Genomic DNA, 16,746 nt, shown 5'->3' on the forward strand with positions numbered 1-16,746 from the left:
CACATTACTTCTGGTTCGATGGCGTCACCGGACGGAACTGGGACGCCGGCTGACCCTGCTGCTGGGGCTGCACCGGCTGGCCGCTGGCCGCGCCCGGCGCGGCGCCCGCCGCCGGGGCGGTCTGCGCCGGCGCGGTCGCCATGGTGCCGCCGACCGGCGGCTGGCCATTGGTTAGCGGCGGCAGCAGCGGCGCGCCGAGGCTGCGCATCAGGATGGTCTGCTCTTCCTGGGACTGGCCGGCGGCGCCGGCGGCCCGCATGTAGTCGTAGCGGTCCATCGCGATCGCATTCGAGGCTTCCTTGCTGCGCACCACCACCGGGCGCAGGAACACCATCAGGTTGGTCTTGGTCCGGGTACGGCTGCGGTACTTGAACAGGTTGCCCAGCACCGGGATGTCGCCCAGGCCGCGTACTTTCTCTTCGCCATCGCCCTCGGTATCTTCGATGAGGCCGCCGAGCACGATGATCTGGCCGTCGTCGGCCAGCACATTGGTCTCGATCGCACGCACGTTGGTGGTCAGGCCGGACGCGGCGTTGCGGGTGGACTGGTCGACGCTCGAATTCTCGTGGTAGATCGCCATCTTGATCGTACCCCCTTCCGAGATCTGCGGGCGCACTTTCAGGAGCAGGCCGACGTCGCGGCGGTCGACGGTGGTGAAGGGGTTGCCGCCGCCGGTGGTCGAGTTCGTCGTGTAGGAGCCGGTGATGATCGGGACGTTCTGGCCGACCTTGATGGTGGCGAGTTCATTGTCCAGCGTGATCATGTTCGGCGTCGACAAGATGTTGCCGTTGCCGTCGTTTTCCAGCGCGCGCGCCACCGCACCCAGGCCGAGCTCGCCGCCGACCTGGCGGAACAGGCCAATGGTCAGGCCCGGCACCGAGGGGATGCCGGTGTCGGCGGAGAGGCCGTTGCGGGCGGCCGCGACCAGGTTGACGATATTGCTGTTGGTGCCGCTGCCGAAGGATTGCAGGCCGCCGATGCGGTACTTGCTGTCGGAGTCGCCGCTGGCGCCGATCCATTGCACGCCGAATTCGGAGGCCTTGTTGGAAGTCACTTCGACCACCAGCGCCTCGATATAGACCTGGGCGCGGCGCACGTCGAGCTGATCGATGACCGAGCGCAGGTTGCGGTAGACCGCGTCCGGGGCGGTGATGATCAGGCTGTTGGTCGAGGCGTCGGCCTGGATGAAGCCGGAACCCTGGCCGCCGCCGGCGCCGCTGGCCGTGAGCTGGCTCTGCTGGCCGTAGGTGTTGCCGGTGCCGGCCATGCCGGTGCTGCTCTGCTGGCCCTGCTGGCCGCCGAGGGCGCCCTGCCCGCCCAGCCCGCCGCTGGCGCCGGCCTGGATCGAGCCGCCCGAGGTGCCCTGCTGCTGCACCGGCACCGCCGAGGCGTCCTGGGATACCACGGCGCGCAGGGTCTGGGCCACGCGGCTGGCGTCGGCGTTCTTCAGGTAGACGACGTGGATATTGCCCTGGGTAGAAGTTTGCTGGTCGAGGCGGGCGATCAGCGACTTGGCGAGATTCGCGCGCGCCTGCGACGGCGCGCGCACCACCACCGAGTTGGTGCGCGGATCGGCCAGCACCGTGACCCTGCCCGAGTCGCCGCCGGCGGCCGGTTCCATCAGGCGCTGGACCAGGGTGGCGATGTCGCTGGCGATGGCGTTGCGCACCGGGATGACTTCGAGGTCGGCCGCCACCGGGGTGTCGAGGGCGCCGATGATCTTGGCCAGGCGGCGCAGGTTGTCGGCGTAGTCGGTGATGACCAGGGTGTTGTTGCCCGGGTTCGCCATGATGGAATTGTTCGGCGAAATCAGGGGCCGCAGCACGGCGGTGAGATTCGCCGCCGATTCGTAGGCCAGATAGAAGACCTGGGTGGCGATCTGGTCGCCGGTGGCCTTGCTGGCGCGCACGCCGCCGACCTGGGTCGGCGCGGACTGCGCCTTGGCTTCCGCTTCCGGCACCACCTTGGCATAGCCGTCGCCGCTGGTGACCACGGCATAACCCTGCAGGCGCAGGGTCGATGTGAGCAGGCCGAAGGCCTGGGTCTTGGTCAGCGATTTCTCGGACACCAGGGTGATGGTGCCCTTGACCCGCGGATCGATGATGAAGGTCATCCCGGTGTAGTGGCCGATCGCCTTGATCACGGACTCGATGTCGGCGTTGACGAAGCTCAGGGCGGCGGCGTTGGGGTTGTCCTGGGCCCAGGCGGGCGCGGCGGGAACCACCAGGGTCGCGGCGCAGCACAGCATGGCGCCGGCTGCGATACGGCGCAGCGAAGGGGTGGTACGGGTCATGTTTTTCATTATCTGAACTCGAGTGCGATTATGTTCTTGCCGTTCACCATGCGGCGCTGGCCCAGCAGGTTGAGCATATTGCCCAGCGTCTCTTCATATCCGTCGGCGGCCGAGGCCTGGCCGGAAAAGCGCAGCCGGCCGTTCTGCAGCGCGCCGGCGCCGGTCAGCACCAGGGCGCCGCGCACCGTGCGCAGGTTCAGGTCGGCCTGGCTACCGCGCCAGTCGAACACCATCTCGTAGCTGCCGAGCGGCCGGATCGGCGCCATGCGCGAGCCCATGTCGGTGAGCGTGAGCACGGTGCGGCCCTGCACCGTCACGCTGTTCGGCTGGCGCAGCAGGTCGAGCGTGTTCCACACCAGGCGGATGCTGCCGGAAGGCGCCAGCGTGTTGAGCGGCGCGCCCAGGCCCGCCAGGCCCTCGGCCGGCAGCAGCAGTTCGCCGCTGCTCACCTGCCACTGCGACCAGCTGCCGTCGATGCGCACGGGATTGGCCAGCGCCTGCGGGTTCTCGACCGTCATGCTCACCGAGCCGAACAGCACCAGCGGCGACAGGCGCCAGGCGAAACGTCCCGGCAGCAGCGGCGTCACCATGCCGCCCTCGCCGGGCGCCCCGCCGATAAAGGCTGAGCCGTTCCAGAGCGTACCTTGCGCATCCCCCAGAGTCAAACGGCCGCCGGTCTGGCGCTCGACCATCGGCCCCAGCCAGGAAGCGGGCAGGAAGGCGAGGACCGTGACCAGCACCGCCAGCAGCACCAGCGCCGACCAGGCAAGCAGCCGCTTCATTGCGGCGCACCCAGGTTCTGGCGCAGTGTGAGGGTGGCGTCGACCTGCCCTTCGGCGGCCAGCGCGGTGAAGGCGGCGTCCTGCACCTGGATGCGGTTCTGGCGGCGCTGGGCGTCGAGCCAGGCCATCAGGTTGGCGAAGGAGACGTTGTTGAACTGGGCCTTGGCGTATTCGCCGGTGAGGGTGAGCGAGCCGGGGTTCAGGCTGCGCTGGGCCAGGCTGGCGCTCAGGGCTTCGCGCGTCATGGGCGCCGGCGGCGGCGCCGGGTTGGCGGCCAGGGTCGAGGCTTCGGCGGCCATGGACTGCAGCTGGGCGGCCTGCTGGCGCAAGGCGGGCAGCGAACGCTGCAGCGTGGCGCGGCCCTCGAGCGCGGGTGCCAGCAGCAGCGCGTACACGAGGGCGACGAGGACGACGGCCGCGCCGAAGGCGAGGAATTTGCGCTCCTGTTCGGTGCGCGCCAGCCAGTAGGCGAGTGCGCGTTCGCGCAGGGCCACGATGGTTGCTGCTGGTTTCATCAGGGTGCTCCGGTGCTGCGGATCGCCCAGGTGGCGGGCGCGGTTTCTTCCAGGCTCAGATTACGCGCGACGAGGGCCGTGCGAAGCTGACTGGTGGAAGCGGGGTCGACGGTTTCAGGTTTGACACGCACGGTGAGCGTGCGTTCGCGGAACTCCATTGACGCAATTCCGGGTGGACGCGGCAGCATGCGTGCAGCTTCGCCCAGCACGCCGGCCATCCAGCCGAACTCGCTGGCCGCGACCTGGCCGCCGGCCGCCTTGGCGCGGTCGATGTTCTGGCGCATCTGCGCGACCGGGTCGATGACGGGCTGGTTCGGGTAGGCGTTGCGGAAGGTCTGGCTCATGCCCTGGCGCACGCTGTCGGCCTCGCGCTTCAAACGCAGCCATTCGATGTTGACGCCGATGATATTGACCACGATCGCGGCGACGGCGAGACGGATCGGCCAGCGCCAGCGGCTCCAGTCGCGCTGGGCGACGCCGGCCGTGCCGAGGCCCGGCACCAGGTCCAGCGTGCTGCTTTTGCTTCCTGCGATCCAGTGTGCCCACGCATCGCTTTCCAGCGCGATGCCGGGGCCGGCTTCGGCCAGCAGCGCCTGGTATTCGCCCAGCTGCTCGTGCGGCACGTACAGCACCAGCGGCGCTTCGCCGGCCAGCGCGCGTGCGGTCTGCAGCACGGCCGAGGGATTGCCGTCGAGCGCCAGGCCAAGGCCTTCGTATTGCCCCTGGCGCAGCAGCAGTTCGCCGGCGCCGATGGCGGCGCTGGCGCTGCCCGGCTGCAGGGGCAGGCACAGCTGCGAAGGCATGGCGGCGACCGCGCGCGCGCCCATGCCGAGCAGGGCTTTCACGAGCGGTTCGAGCCAGTCGCGCTGGACCACGGCGACCGGACGGCGGCCGTCGGGCAGGCCGGGGCCGGCCACCAGCACGCAGTCGAGCGGGTCGCCCAGGATGTGTTCTTCGACCAGGGCCGGCAGCGCCGCGCGCAGGCGCGCGCCGGTCAGCGGCGGTGCGGCGACGTTCAGCAGGGTGACGTCGGCGCCGGCCAGCAGCACCACCACGCGGCGGCTGGCGGCGACCATGTCGGCCAGGTTGCGCAAGGAACCTTCGCCCTGCTGCGCAATGGCGCCGCCATCCTCGACCAGGGCGAAGCGGCACAGCGCGCCCTCGCCTTCGGCCCGCGCCGGGTGCCGGATATAAAGTGTAGTCAAACTGTCTCGCTTTCTTCTAGTTCTGGCGGGTCCAGATTACGGTGGTGCCGCCACCACCGCTGCTCACAAACGGCTTGCGCTGGATCAGCGATTCCGCATTCAGCGCGGCGCGGTCGAGCCGGATCCGGCTCTGCACCAAAAACCAGCTGCTTTTCACATCAAATACGTCCGACGACAAGCCTTCCGCGCCGCGCACCTGGCTCAGGAAAGCAGCCTCGTCGCGCCAGGCGGCGGTCTTGCGCCGCGCCACCAGGCTGCCGGCCTCGGACAGCGACATGCCCGGGATCAGCGCCGCCAGCAGTTCGGGCGGCGCGGTGTTCACGTTCAGCGCGGTCTTTTCCGGCAGCACGATCAGGAAGGGCTTGAGCTGGGCCAGGATCGCCGGCGTCATGCCCTGCACCGCCAGCAGGTCGTCGACCTGCACCAGCGGGACCGGCAGGCCGGTGGCGGGCGGCACCACGATGCCGCCGGGGGGGACCGTATTACCGCCGCCGCCACCGCCGCCCTGCTGGCCATTCTCGTCCTCGTTCACCCTCGGCGTCCCTTGCCCCGGCGGCGCCTGCGGCGCCGAGCGCTGTCCCTGCGCCACGAACACGGTCACCCGCTGCGCCAGCCGGTTGTCGAGCCGCAGCACGTTCAGCAGGCGCAGGAAGACCGCTGCCTGCGCCGGGTCCGGCTGTCCCTGATCGGACAGGTTGGTGAGATTGTAACGCGACGTGGCGTCGATGATGTTACCCGACAGCGAGGCGTCGAAGGCCTCGCCCTCGATGCGTTCGCGCTCGATGTACTGGTCGAGGCGGGTCTCGGCCAGCGGGGTGGCCCAGACCTGGTCGAGCGAGGTGTAGGGCAGCTCCTGGCGCAACACCACGCTGGCCCAGTCGAGGGCGCCGCGCAGGATCCACTTGGTCTGCAATTGCAGGCGCTGGTTTTCCAGGGTGCGCACCTGCACCTGCTGCTGCCAGAACAGGCTGGCGACGATGGAAATGGCGAGCGTGGTCAGCAGCAGCGCGGTGACCACCGCGACGCCGCGCTGCCGTTGGCGACGGATGAAGCCGCGCATCAGGTTCCTCCCAGCAGCAGCGACTTGACCATCGGCGCCGCAAGGCCGGTCGAGGTCAGGCTGATCTGGATGCCGTCGGGCTCGACCGGTTGGCCGCCTTCGGTCGCCGGCATCGCTTCCGTACGCCAGGCATTGCCCTGCCAGACCTGGATGCCCATCGCCGCCACGCGGCCCTGCAGCACCACCGGGGTGGCCGATTCGGACGGCGCGTCGCTGGCGACCGCCTGCCACAAGGCGTCGAGCTGGGCCAGGTCACGGGTGCCGCGCGACTCGCGCCGCACCAGGTTGCCGTTCGCCACGCGGTAGGACACCACCACCAGCTGCGTCGGCTGGTTTTCGTTGTAGACCTTGCGCACCAGGGTGAGGCGGTCTTCTTCCCACAGCAAGTTAGTACGGTTGCCGAGCAGGCTGCGCGGCGCCAGGTGTTCGCAGTCGCTCTGCATCTGGGCGAAGGCGAGCTGCATGCCGCGCGTGACTTCCATCTGCTCGGTCAGGGCGATGCGGGCGCGCACGATGCCATCCAGCCCGCGCCAGCCGAGCACGGCCAGGATGGCGAGGATGCTGATCGCCACCAGCAGTTCGACGAGGGTGAACCCGTTGTTGCGCTTCATAGTCTGGAAGGCCTGAGCACGAGCTGAACCAGTTTGACGATGCGGCGCTCGGGTCGTTCGGCGTCAAACACCGAGACTTCGATCCGGCGCAACAAAGGGTTGGGGCTGGTCAGCACCTGCTCTTCGCAGATGAGGTTGAGGTCGCCTTGCGGGCAGGGGAAGCTGCGCTTGCCGACTTCGGGGAATTCGCGGCCCAGGCGGATCTGCACCAGCCGGTTCTCGGCCGACCAGGTCGCCATCATGGAGGCGCGCAGGCCGGCGCTGTTGGCGGTCAGGCTGCCGACGGCGCGCAGGCCGGCGCCGAGCGCGGTGCCGACGATGACGAGGGCGACCAGCACTTCGAGCAGGGTGAAACCGCCTTGTGCACGCTTGGACATGATCAGCTCATTCGCTTCATTCGACGGTGAAATGGCCGACGCCGTCGGCGCGGATCGCCACCGCGTTCTCGCCCGAGGCCAGGGTCAGGACAAACGGCTTGTCGACCGGCTCGAGGCCGAAGGTGATGCGCAGCTGGTTCGGGTCGACGCCGGGATTCGGCTCGAGCACCAGGCGCAGCGGCGCGCCCTTGAAGGGCCGTTCGCGCAGGAGGTCGTCGCGCGTGATCGGCGCCCAGCCGGTGTCGCCGCGCACGATGAAGCGGTAGCGCTCGGGATTGGCCTCGAAGGCCACCAGGCGGTTGCGCACGATGGCTTCGTCGCGCGCCAGCTGCAGCAGCAGGGCCAGGCGCTGGGCCTCTTCCTGCAGGTTCTGGCGCGGCGAGGGAATCGCGTTGAGCGAGGCGAGGCCCAGCGTGATGCCAATGATGACCATCACGACCAGCAGTTCCACCAGGGTGAAACCACGTGGAGTGCGCTGGGCGCGCATGGAGAAAAACCTTATTCCCAGGAACCGACGTCGGCATCCTCGCCGGTGCCGCCGGGCTGGCCGTCAGCGCCGGTCGAGAAGATGTCCACCTCGCCGTGGATGCCCGGCGACAGGTACTGGTAAGGATTGCCCCACGGGTCCTTCGGCAGCTTTTCCATGTAGCCGCCGGCCTTCCAGCCGTTGGCGGCCGGGCCCGAGGTCGGCTTGGTGATCAGGGACTGCAGGCCCTGTTCGGTGCTGGGATAGCGCTGGTTGTCGAGCTTGTAGAGCTTGAGCGCCTGCATCATGGTGGCGATGTCGGTGCGGGCGGCGGTGACGCGCGCCTCGCCGGTACGGCCCAGCAGCTTCGGCACCACCAGGGCGCCGAGGATGCCGATGATGACCACGACGACCATGATCTCGACCAGGGTGAAACCACGTGCGCGCTGCGTGCTGCGATGCGAATCGATGTGCATGGAATGTCTTTACAAGGAGGTCGGTTGAAGGCTGACAGTATAAGGCCACATGCGGGCAGGAGCTACCGTGTGCACGTAGGAAATTGTAATGAGTTTAGTTAGTTTAATCCTGTCTTAATCCGGTCTTATTCGTGTGATATTGCACGGTTTGCACAGACGGGACAGGACGGATTGCGCGCCACCCGCACCGTGCTCCAATCCATGGCGCGTCCGTCCAGCAACAGCAGGCGCCCGGCCAGCGGCTCGCCGATGCCGGCCACCAGCTTCATCGCCTCGGCCGCCTGCATGGCGCCGATCACGCCGACCAGCGGCGCGAACACGCCCATGGTGCTGCAGGCCACGTCCTCGAAGCCGCTGTCTTCGGGGAACAGGCAGGCGTAGCACGGCGCGTCCGCCTGGCGCGTGTCGAACACGGCGAGCTGGCCGTCGAAGCGGATCGCGGCGCCGGAGACCAGTGGCTTGCCTTCCGCCACGCAGGCGCGGTTGACGGCGTGGCGGGTGGCGAAGTTGTCGGTGCAATCGAGTACGACCGTTGCGCCACGGACGAGTTCCCGCAGGCGCGCGCCGCTGGCCCGTTCGCGGATCGCGCTGACCTCGATATCGGGGTTGATGGCCAGCAGGGCGGCGCGGCCGGAGTCGACTTTCGGCTGGCCGATGCGCCCGGTGGTGTGCATGACCTGGCGCTGCAGGTTGGTGAGGTCGACCTCGTCGTCGTCGACCAGGGTGATGTGGCCGATGCCGCCGGAAGCCAGGTACAGCGCGGCGGGGGAACCGAGGCCGCCGGCGCCGATGATGAGGGCGTGGGCGCCGAGCAGGCGTTGCTGGCCGTCGATGTTGATGTCGTCGAGGAGGATGTGACGGGAGTAGCGCAGGAGTTGGTGGTCGTTCATATGCGCTGATGGTATGCGACGAAAGTCAAATTGGGTTCCGGCCTGCGCCGGAAGTCGTAGGCGCCAGTGGCGCGTACGACGGACTTGGGGCTGGTGGCTGAAGGGCCGCTGTTCCGTTCATCCAGCGAACTAAAGCAACGTCATCCCGGCGAAGGCCTGGATCCAATTCCTCAGAACAGTGAGAACTATTTTTTGGCCGGCACTTTGATCTCCGGCGGCTTCGTCTCCGCCCCCGGCAACGCCTTCGGCGCCGCCGGCTTCTCGTCCTCCGGCTCCGACTTGGCCAGCATCACAGGCTGCCCCTTGAAGTGATTGATCGCCTGCGCCAGCTGGAAATCGTCCTTGCTGCCGTAATCCAGCGGCTTGCGGTCCTTCAGCTGGGCGACCGCGCGCTGCTGCGCTTCCAGCGCCTCCTTCTGGTCCTTGGCGGCCGGCGTCTTCTCGGCCTCGCCCGCCAGGTGGCGCTGCAGGTCGGCTTCGCGCACGCGCAGCACGGCCAGGGCGTCGCCTTCCGCGGTCTCGTCGACCCGCATGTCGGGCACGATGCCGACCGCCTGGATCGGGCGGCCCTTCGGGGTGTAGTAGCGCGCGGTGGTCAGCTTGACGGCGGTGTCGGGCGAGAGCTGGCGCAGGGTCTGGACCGACCCTTTTCCAAACGTCTGGCTGCCCATGACGATGGCGCGCTTGTAGTCCTGCAGGGCGCCGGCCACGATCTCGGAGGCCGAGGCCGAGCCGCCATTGACCAGCACCACCATCGGCACGGTCTTCAGGCCTGCGGGCAGCCCGGCCAGCGGGTCGGCGCCGCGCTGGGAATAGTATTCGCGGCGGCCGTAGAACTGCTGGTTCGAGTCGGCCAGCTGGCCCTTGGTCGAGACGATCAGCTGGTCGGCTTGCGGCAGGAAGGCGGCCGAGACACCGATCGCGCCGGGCAGCAGGCCGCCGGGGTCGTTGCGCAGGTCGAGCACCAGGCCCTTGATCTCGGGGTTCTCGGCGTACAGGGCCTTGGCCTTTTTCGCCAGTTCGTCGACGGTGTTTTCCTGGAACTGGCTCACGCGCAGCCAGGCGTAGCCCGGCTCGACCATCTTCGCCTTGACGCTCTGCACCACGATTTCCTGGCGCTGCACCGGCACTACCCAGGGGCGGTCCTCGCCGCGGCGCGCGATGGTCAGCGTAACCTTGCTGCCGGCCTTGCCGCGCATGCGCTTGATCGCTTCGTCCAGCGACATGTTGCGGACCGGGACGTTGTCGATGCGGGTGATCAGGTCGCCCGCCTTGATGCCGGCCTTGTGCGCGGGCGTATCCTCGATCGGGGCGACGATCTTGACGTAGCCGTCTTCGCTGGCCACTTCGACGCCGACGCCGACGAACTTGCCGGCGACCGCTTCCTTCATCTCGCGGAAGGCTTTCTGGTCGAGGTAGGTCGAGTGCGGGTCGAGCGAGGCGACCATGCCGCTGATGGCTTCCGACAAGAGCTTCTTGTCTTCGACCGGTTCGACGTAGTCGGTCTTGATCAGGCCATAGACGTCGGCCAGCTGGCGCAGCTCGTCGAGCGGCAGCGGCGACTCGATCGCTTTCTGCGCATGAGCGGAAAGCTGGAAGGTGGCGGCCACGCCAGCCGCCATGCCGAGTCCGATGAGTCCGAGATTCTTTGCCTTGCTACCCATGCTTTTGCTCATGTCATCCTTAGAATTTGACCCAGCTTGCGGGGTCGATGGCCTGGCCGCGGTATCTGATTTCAAAGTATAGCCCCGATTGCTCGTTGCCACCGGTATTGCCCGCGCTGGCGATCACTTCGCCGGCCCGCACCATGTCGCCCGGGCGTTTCAGGAGCGCCGAGTTGTTGCCGTAGGTCGACCAATATGTGCCTCCATGATCGACGATGATCAGGTTGCCGAAGCCCCGCATCCAGTCGGCATGCACGACGCGGCCCGGCGCGACGGCGCGCACCTCGCTGCCTTCCGGCGCCTTGATGAAGATGCCCTTCCAGGCCGGCCCGTCGCCGCGGCGGGCGCCGAAGCGCGCCACGATGGCGCCGCTGACCGGCGGCGCCAGGCGTCCCTTCAGGCTGGCGAAGGCGCCGGACGGCGCGGCGGGGGCCAGGCTGACCTCGGGCGCCGGGGCCTCTGCCGGTTTGGGTTCGGGCTTGGGCTGCTCGGCCACCTTCGGCGGCTCCGGTTCCGGCACCGGCTTCGTTCCCGGCTTGGCGTTCTGGCGCGCGATGCGCTCGCGCTCGGCCTTCTCGGCGGCGGCCTTGGCCCGGGCCAGGGCGCGCGCCTTTTCTTCCGCCGCGGCCTTGGCCTTGGCCGCGGCCAGTGCGGCCTGGCGGCGGCGCTCGGCTTCGGCCTGCTCGCGGATCAGGATGGTCAGGCGGTCGACCAGCGCGGTCATGCGCTCTTCATCGCGCTGCAGGCGGTCGGCCTGCTTGCGCTGGTCGGACAATCGGGTCGACAGGTTCTGCAGCAGCGCGGCGCGCTTGCCCTTTTCCTGTTCCAGCTTCGTTTTCTGCTGTTGCTGCTCCTGGGCGATTTCCTGCAACTCGAGCTGGGCGTTCTCGACCTTGTCGCGGTTGGCCTCGACCTCGGCCAGGTTGGCGCGCAGCGAACCCAGCAGCTTGGCCTGGGCCTGGGAGACATAGGCCATCATCTGCAGGTCGCGGTTGATGCGGTTCGGGTTGTCGCCAGACAGCAGCAGCTTGATCCGGTCTTCGTTGCCGGCCACGTAGTGCTCGCGCAGCAGTTGGGACAATTGTTTCTTTTGATTAACAATTGTTTCCTGCAGCCGCACGCCCTGCGTCGACAGGTCGTGCAGGCGGGTGCTGGTCGCATCCTGCTCCTCGGCCAGCTCGCGCAGGGCGCGGTTGGCGTCGGAAATGGCGGCCTCGGACTCCGCCAGCTCGTCGGCGGCGTCCTCGCGCGCATCCTCGGTGCGGGCGATGTCCTTGCGGATCGCCTCCAGGCGCTGCTTGACCCCGGCGCGCTGCTTTTCCGCGGTCGCCTTCTGGCGGCTGCGTTCGGTCTGGCGCTGGGCGTAGGACGGGCTGGACAGGGCGAGGGCCAGCAGCGCGCACATCAGTGCGCTGCCGGCGGACTTCGTGGATGGCAAACGCAAGCTTACTTCGCCTTCCCTTGGTTGGCCACGGCCGCCATGGCGGCGGCGATCGCGTCCTGGTCGCCCAGGTAGTAGTGCTTGATCGGCTTCAGGTCGGCATCCAGTTCGTAGACCAGCGGCTGGCCGTTCGGGATGTTCAGGCCGACGATGTCGCTGTCGCTGATGTTGTCGAGCATCTTGATGATGGCGCGCAGGCTATTGCCGTGGGCCGAGATCAGGATGTTCTTGCCGGCGCGGATGGCCGGGGCGATTTCCTCATCCCAGGCCGGCATCACGCGCGCCACGGTGTCCTTCAGGCATTCGGTCAGCGGAATCTGTTCCTTCGACAGCGATTTGTAGCGCGGATCGTTGAAGGAGGTGCGCTCGTCACCCTCTTCCAGCGCCGGCGGCGGGGTATCGTAGCTGCGGCGCCAGACCAGCACCTGCTCGTCGCCGAACTTGGCGGCGGTCTCGCCCTTGTCCAGGCCCTGCAGGGCGCCGTAGTGGCGCTCGTTCAGGCGCCAGTCGTTGATCACCGGCAGGTACATCATGTCCATTTCGTCCATCGCCAGCCAGAGGGTGCGGATCGCGCGCTTGAGCACCGAGGTGTAGGCCACGTCGAAGGTGAAGCCGGCTTCCTTGAGCACGCGGCCGGCCGTCTTGGCCTCGTTGATGCCCTTCTCGGTCAGGTCGACGTCGGTCCAGCCGGTGAAGCGGTTTTCCAGGTTCCAGGTGGATTCGCCATGGCGCATGAATACGATTTTGTACATAAGCTCTTCTTTAAAAAAAGGTGCGATAGATTTCTGGTCCGGCATCTATTTTATAATGCGCCGATTCAGTTCAACCATTGGAAGCCTTGTGAAATTCATTCTCGATAATATCTTCGTGGTGGCAATTGCCGTGATTTCCGGTCTGGCCCTGCTCTGGCCCGCCTTCGCCCCCCGCGGCAAGCGCGCTACCCCGCTGCAGGCGACCCAGATGATCAACCGCGGCAAGAGCCTCGTGCTCGACGTCAGGACGGGCGAGGAATTCGCGGCCGGCCACCTGCGCGACGCGAAACACATCCCGCTGGCAGACTTGGGCAATCGTATCGGCGAGCTGGAAAAGTCGAAGAACCGCACCGTGATCGTGGTGTGCCAGACCGGCGCCCGCGCCGACAAGGCAGTGCGCCAGTTGCAAGCGGCCGGCTTCGAGGACGCGCACGCGCTCGAAGGCGGCCAGGCAGCCTGGGTCGCGGCCGGCCTGCCGGTAACCAAATAACTTTCTGGAAGGAAGCATCATGAGCCAACACGTCGTCCTCTACCACACCGCCAGCTGCCCGTATTGCGTGCGCGCCGAGCGCCTGCTCGAAGCCAAGGGCGTGACCGACATCGAACGCATCCGCGTCGACCTGGACCCGGAACAACGCCAGATCATGATGCAGCGCACCGGCCGCCGCACCGTCCCGCAGATCTACGTGGGCGACACCCACGTGGGCGGCTTCGACGACCTGTATGCGCTCGACCAGGCGGGCCGCCTGGATCCGCTGCTGGCCGGCCAGTAAGTACGTACTTCGGCCCGCCTTGACGGGCTGCGGCGCCTGCGTCGGCGGGGGTATTGCATCCAAATTGATTTTGATACAATTGCCCTCGCGTTTGACCAAAGCACCGGGACGGCGCGTCCGTCCACCATCAATTAAAACGAAAGCGTTCCATGTCCGACGAAAACCTGCAACCAGTATTCCAAATCCAACGCGTCTACCTGAAAGACATGTCGCTGGAACAACCGAATTCCCCGGCCATCTTCCTCGAGCAGGAAGCCCCGACCATCGAAGTCTCGCTGGACGTCGGCGCCGAAGGCATCGCTGAAGGCATCTACGAGTCGACCGTGACCATCACCGTCACCGCCAAGGTCAAGGACAAGGTCGCTTTCCTGGTCGAAGGCAAGCAGGCAGGCATCTTCGAAGCCCGCAACATCCCGGCCGAACAGATGGATCCGCTGCTGGGCATCGGCTGCCCGAACATCGTGTACCCGTACCTGCGCGCCAACATCGCCGACGTGATCAGCCGCGCCGGCTTCCCGCCGGTGCACCTGGCCGAGATCAACTTCGAAGCCTTCTACGCACAGCGCCAGCAAGCCATGGCGCAAGCTGCCACCACGCCGGCACAATAAGCGTCACAATAAGTTGTCCCTCGCGGATGCCGCTACGCGGCGTCCGCTGCCTCCCCGGCGTCCCGCTTCCCCGCGGCGGCATGATCCTCCTGGACCCGCCATGATTCCACACCGCCTCCTCGCAAGCCTGCTGCTCGTGGCAGCGCCAGCCGTGTCCGCCTTCGACTTCAAGAGCGTCGGCGCCGCGCCGGTGATCCTGTACGACACGCCCTCGCCCAAGGGCGCGAAGATGTACGTCGCGCCGCAGGGCATGCCGCTGCAGGTGGTGTCGCGCTACGGCGACTGGGTCAAGGTGCGCGACGCCAACGGCGAGCTGGCCTGGACCGAAGCGAAGGGCTTGAGCGTGCGCCGCAACGTCGTCGTGCGCACGCCCGGCGCCAAGGTCTTTGCCGGCCCGGAAGAAAGCGCCCAGGTCCTGATGACGGCCGACAAGGGTGTCGTGCTGGAACTGGTCGACCCGACCGCGCTCACCTGGATCCGCGTCCGTCACCGCGACGGCATCGACGGCTATGTCAGGTCGAACGACGTCTGGGGCCTGTGAATTCGAAAGGCGAAAACACATGCTAGAACAAAAGAACCCTACCAAGATCACCGTCCTCGGCGCCGGCGCCTGGGGCACCGCCGTGGCGATCGCGCTCGCCGCCCGCCACGACGTGCTGCTGTGGGGCCGTAACGCGGCCCAGATGGCCGAGACCGAGGCCGCGCGCGAGAACGTGCATTACCTGCCGGGCCATCCGCTGCCCGCCTCCCTGCGCGTGAGCGCCGATTTCGAGGCGGCCCTGGCCCACGTGACCGAGGCCGATGCGCATGACGCGCCGCTCCTGATCCTGGCCTGCCCGGTGGCCGGCCTGCGCCCGCTGCTCGGTCAACTGAAGGGCCGCAACATCCCGAACGCCGTCTGGCTGTGCAAGGGCTTCGAAGCCGGCACCGGCCTGCTGCCGCACCAGGTCGCGGCCGAGGTGCTCGGCAACGACGTCCCCGTCGCCGCCCTGTCCGGCCCCTCCTTCGCCCAGGAAGTGGCGCGCGCCCTGCCCTGCGCCCTGTCGGTGGCCTCGGCCTCGGACGCCCTGCGCGAACGCGTGGTGGCGGCGGCGCACGGCAACAATATGCGCGTCTATTCCTGCGACGATATGGTCGGCGTGGAAGTGGGCGGCGCGGTGAAGAACGTGATGGCGATCGCCACCGGCGCTTCCGACGGCCTGGGGCTGGGCCTGAATGCGCGCGCGGCCTTGATTACGCGCGGGCTGGCCGAGATCACCCGGCTCGGCGTGCACCTGGGGGCGGCGGCGCCGACCTTCATGGGGCTGACCGGGATGGGGGATTTGATCCTGACTTGCACCGGTGACCTGTCGCGCAACCGGCGCGTGGGGCTGGCGCTGGCGCAGGGCAAGCAGCTCGATACCATCGTGGCGGAACTGGGGCACGTGGCGGAGGGTGTGCCGTGTGCCAAGTCGGTGCGCGAACTGGCGCGCAGGCTGGGGGTGGATATGCCGATCACCGAGGCGGTGGCGGCGGTGCTGTTCGATGGGGTGCCGGCGACGGAGATGGCGCAGAGGTTGTTGGCGCGGGATCCTCGCGACGAGCTGGCTTAAGGTTTTGCGTTAGCGGTTTGCATGCAAACTTGGATCCCGGCCTTCGCCGGGATGACGGTTTCCAGGACGGTGGACCTAACGAAGCCGGTGTCCCGCCAACATACATCAACGTCGTTCCGGCGAAGGCCGGAACCCAAGTTCGTAGCGTTAAGCTAGCTCAGTTCCCCGCCCCCCGCGGATCATTGGTCGGCCCACCCGACCTGTTCTTCCCCAGCAGAATCGTCATCAACCCCACCGCATCCTTGTTGGCCCGGATCGCATGCGGCTCCCCGCCTGCCAGGTACACCATCTCGTTCGGCCGCAGGATCGTGGTGCGCCCATGCGCATCGAAGGCGATCTCCCCTTCCAGGCAGACGAGCGTCATCTCGCCCTCGACCCGGTGCTCGGGCATCGGTTTTTCCTTGGGCACCACGAGCCGGATCAGTTCCATGTGCTCGGTCTTCACCAGCGCGATCGAGGTGAAATGGGCGATGTCGTCGTCGCCGCGTTGCAAGGCGATCCGTTCGCCCGATACTGCGTGTTGCAAGGCCATGTCGCCTCCTCTATTCAATCTTCTTCCTGGACCACCTCCGGCACGCCGCGCAGCCAGGTGACCAGCGCGAACGCGTCCTTCATGCCGCTGGCCAGCTGCGGCACCAGCAATTCCGGGTTATTCAGCAGCAGCGGCACCTCGACCCACACGAAATAGCTCTTCAGCTTCAGGTACTCGACCAGCGGATGATCCGGGTCGACGCCCTTCGGCGGGCGCTGCAGGGTGTCTTCGAATTGCAGGTCGCCATAGGTCGCGCGGAGATGCTTATTCTTCAACATTTTCTGGAAGCCTGTCGCATCGTTGACGACGTGCTCGCGGATCGCCTTCAGGCGGTGCGACGGCGGCAGGTACTCGCCGGCGCCGAACAGCAGCTTGCCGTCGGCCTCGATGTGGAAGTAGTAGGTCGGCCCGCCGGCGGCACTGGGACGGCGCTTGTTCAGCGGCGCGATCCCGGCCGAGAAGTGGGTTTTGTAGGGCCGCTTGTCCTTGGCGAAGCGCACGTCGCGGTGGATGCGGAACATGGCCTTCTTGGGGTCACAGCCGGCCACCCCCTTGTCGAAGGTCCCGAGCTCCTTGATCAGCTCGGTGACGACCTCGAGGAATTCCGCGCGCAGGATGTCGTAGCGCGGCTTGTTCATGATGAACCAGGGACGGTTGTTGTTCTCGCTGAGCTCGCTTAAAAATTGCGTCAGGTCACGCAGATGCATGC

General features: G+C 67.3%; 20 protein-coding genes. 5 read left to right on the plus strand and 15 right to left on the minus strand.

Going from position 1 to position 16,746, the window contains the following annotated elements; all coding sequences use genetic code 11:
* Positions 1–4: 4 nt before the first annotated feature.
* The 13 genes from gspD to gpmA all read right to left on the minus strand — a co-directional run bounded on the left by gspD (position 5) and on the right by gpmA (position 12,532).
* Positions 5–2,302 (minus strand): type II secretion system secretin GspD, encoded by a 2,298-nt coding sequence (gene gspD, locus LQ564_RS23620; protein ID WP_231060570.1) that lies wholly within the window; start codon positions 2,300–2,302, stop codon positions 5–7.
* A complete protein-coding gene (gene gspN, locus LQ564_RS23625) occupies positions 2,302–3,075 on the minus strand; it encodes a type II secretion system protein N (RefSeq protein ID WP_231060571.1) in 774 nt (257 codons plus the stop codon). Before gspN ends, gspD begins: the two co-directional genes overlap by 1 nt.
* Positions 3,072–3,590 (minus strand): type II secretion system protein M, encoded by a 519-nt coding sequence (locus LQ564_RS23630; protein WP_231060572.1) that lies wholly within the window; start codon positions 3,588–3,590, stop codon positions 3,072–3,074. The genes gspN and LQ564_RS23630 overlap by 4 nt, the downstream gene beginning before the upstream one ends.
* Positions 3,590–4,795 (minus strand): type II secretion system protein GspL, encoded by a 1,206-nt coding sequence (gene gspL, locus LQ564_RS23635; protein WP_231060573.1) that lies wholly within the window; start codon positions 4,793–4,795, stop codon positions 3,590–3,592. The genes LQ564_RS23630 and gspL overlap by 1 nt, the downstream gene beginning before the upstream one ends.
* A gap of 16 nt (positions 4,796–4,811) precedes the next feature.
* Positions 4,812–5,855 (minus strand): type II secretion system minor pseudopilin GspK, encoded by a 1,044-nt coding sequence (gene gspK, locus LQ564_RS23640; protein ID WP_231060574.1) that lies wholly within the window; start codon positions 5,853–5,855, stop codon positions 4,812–4,814.
* The gene (locus tag LQ564_RS23645; RefSeq protein ID WP_231060575.1) at positions 5,855–6,466 is read right to left on the minus strand and encodes a PulJ/GspJ family protein; all 612 of its coding nucleotides are present in this window, start codon (positions 6,464–6,466) and stop codon (positions 5,855–5,857) included. Before LQ564_RS23645 ends, gspK begins: the two co-directional genes overlap by 1 nt.
* Entirely contained in the window at positions 6,463–6,843 is a 381-nt protein-coding gene (gene gspI, locus LQ564_RS23650) for a type II secretion system minor pseudopilin GspI (RefSeq protein WP_231060576.1), read from the minus strand. The genes LQ564_RS23645 and gspI overlap by 4 nt, the downstream gene beginning before the upstream one ends.
* Before the next feature lie 16 nt (positions 6,844–6,859).
* Positions 6,860–7,330 carry a GspH/FimT family pseudopilin gene (locus tag LQ564_RS23655; protein ID WP_231060577.1) on the minus strand — a complete coding sequence of 157 codons (471 nt, stop codon included), beginning with the start codon at positions 7,328–7,330 and terminating at the stop codon, positions 6,860–6,862.
* A gap of 11 nt (positions 7,331–7,341) precedes the next feature.
* A complete protein-coding gene (gspG, locus tag LQ564_RS23660) occupies positions 7,342–7,785 on the minus strand; it encodes a type II secretion system major pseudopilin GspG (protein ID WP_231060578.1) in 444 nt (147 codons plus the stop codon).
* A gap of 125 nt (positions 7,786–7,910) precedes the next feature.
* Positions 7,911–8,675: a HesA/MoeB/ThiF family protein gene (locus LQ564_RS23665; protein ID WP_231060579.1), complete on the minus strand. Its 765-nt coding sequence runs from the start codon at positions 8,673–8,675 to the stop codon at positions 7,911–7,913.
* Between the two features lie 185 nt (positions 8,676–8,860).
* Positions 8,861–10,339 (minus strand): S41 family peptidase, encoded by a 1,479-nt coding sequence (locus tag LQ564_RS23670; RefSeq protein WP_231060580.1) that lies wholly within the window; start codon positions 10,337–10,339, stop codon positions 8,861–8,863.
* Positions 10,340–10,358: 19 nt separating this feature from the next.
* Positions 10,359–11,744: a murein hydrolase activator EnvC family protein gene (locus LQ564_RS23675; protein WP_231060684.1), complete on the minus strand. Its 1,386-nt coding sequence runs from the start codon at positions 11,742–11,744 to the stop codon at positions 10,359–10,361.
* 41 nt (positions 11,745–11,785) lie between these two features.
* Positions 11,786–12,532 (minus strand): 2,3-diphosphoglycerate-dependent phosphoglycerate mutase, encoded by a 747-nt coding sequence (gpmA, locus tag LQ564_RS23680; protein WP_231060581.1) that lies wholly within the window; start codon positions 12,530–12,532, stop codon positions 11,786–11,788.
* A gap of 88 nt (positions 12,533–12,620) precedes the next feature.
* On the opposite strand from gpmA, the gene LQ564_RS23685 reads away from it, so the two are divergent.
* From LQ564_RS23685 to LQ564_RS23705, 5 genes are all read left to right on the plus strand, one after another.
* Positions 12,621–13,022 carry a rhodanese-like domain-containing protein gene (locus LQ564_RS23685; protein WP_231060582.1) on the plus strand — a complete coding sequence of 134 codons (402 nt, stop codon included), beginning with the start codon at positions 12,621–12,623 and terminating at the stop codon, positions 13,020–13,022.
* A 19-nt stretch (positions 13,023–13,041) separates the two neighbouring features.
* Positions 13,042–13,305, plus strand: coding sequence for a glutaredoxin 3 (gene grxC / locus LQ564_RS23690; RefSeq protein ID WP_231060583.1), 264 nt, complete (start codon positions 13,042–13,044; stop codon positions 13,303–13,305).
* A gap of 149 nt (positions 13,306–13,454) precedes the next feature.
* Positions 13,455–13,913 (plus strand): protein-export chaperone SecB, encoded by a 459-nt coding sequence (secB, locus tag LQ564_RS23695; RefSeq protein ID WP_231060584.1) that lies wholly within the window; start codon positions 13,455–13,457, stop codon positions 13,911–13,913.
* 100 nt (positions 13,914–14,013) lie between these two features.
* Positions 14,014–14,454, plus strand: coding sequence for an SH3 domain-containing protein (locus LQ564_RS23700; RefSeq protein WP_231060585.1), 441 nt, complete (start codon positions 14,014–14,016; stop codon positions 14,452–14,454).
* Between the two features lie 19 nt (positions 14,455–14,473).
* On the plus strand, positions 14,474–15,505 hold the full coding sequence (locus LQ564_RS23705) for an NAD(P)H-dependent glycerol-3-phosphate dehydrogenase (protein ID WP_231060586.1): 1,032 nt from the start codon (positions 14,474–14,476) through the stop codon (positions 15,503–15,505).
* 157 nt (positions 15,506–15,662) lie between these two features.
* Here the strand turns inward: LQ564_RS23705 and LQ564_RS23710 are convergent, their stop codons facing one another.
* Complete coding sequence (locus LQ564_RS23710; RefSeq protein ID WP_231060587.1) at positions 15,663–16,037, minus strand: cupin domain-containing protein; 375 nt, start codon at positions 16,035–16,037, stop codon at positions 15,663–15,665.
* Positions 16,038–16,051: 14 nt separating this feature from the next.
* Complete coding sequence (locus LQ564_RS23715; RefSeq protein ID WP_231060588.1) at positions 16,052–16,744, minus strand: DUF2461 domain-containing protein; 693 nt, start codon at positions 16,742–16,744, stop codon at positions 16,052–16,054.
* Positions 16,745–16,746: the final 2 nt, after the last annotated feature.

This window comes from Massilia phyllostachyos, from assembly GCF_021044825.1.
Taxonomy (GTDB): Bacteria; Pseudomonadota; Gammaproteobacteria; order Burkholderiales; family Burkholderiaceae_D; genus Telluria; species Telluria phyllostachyos.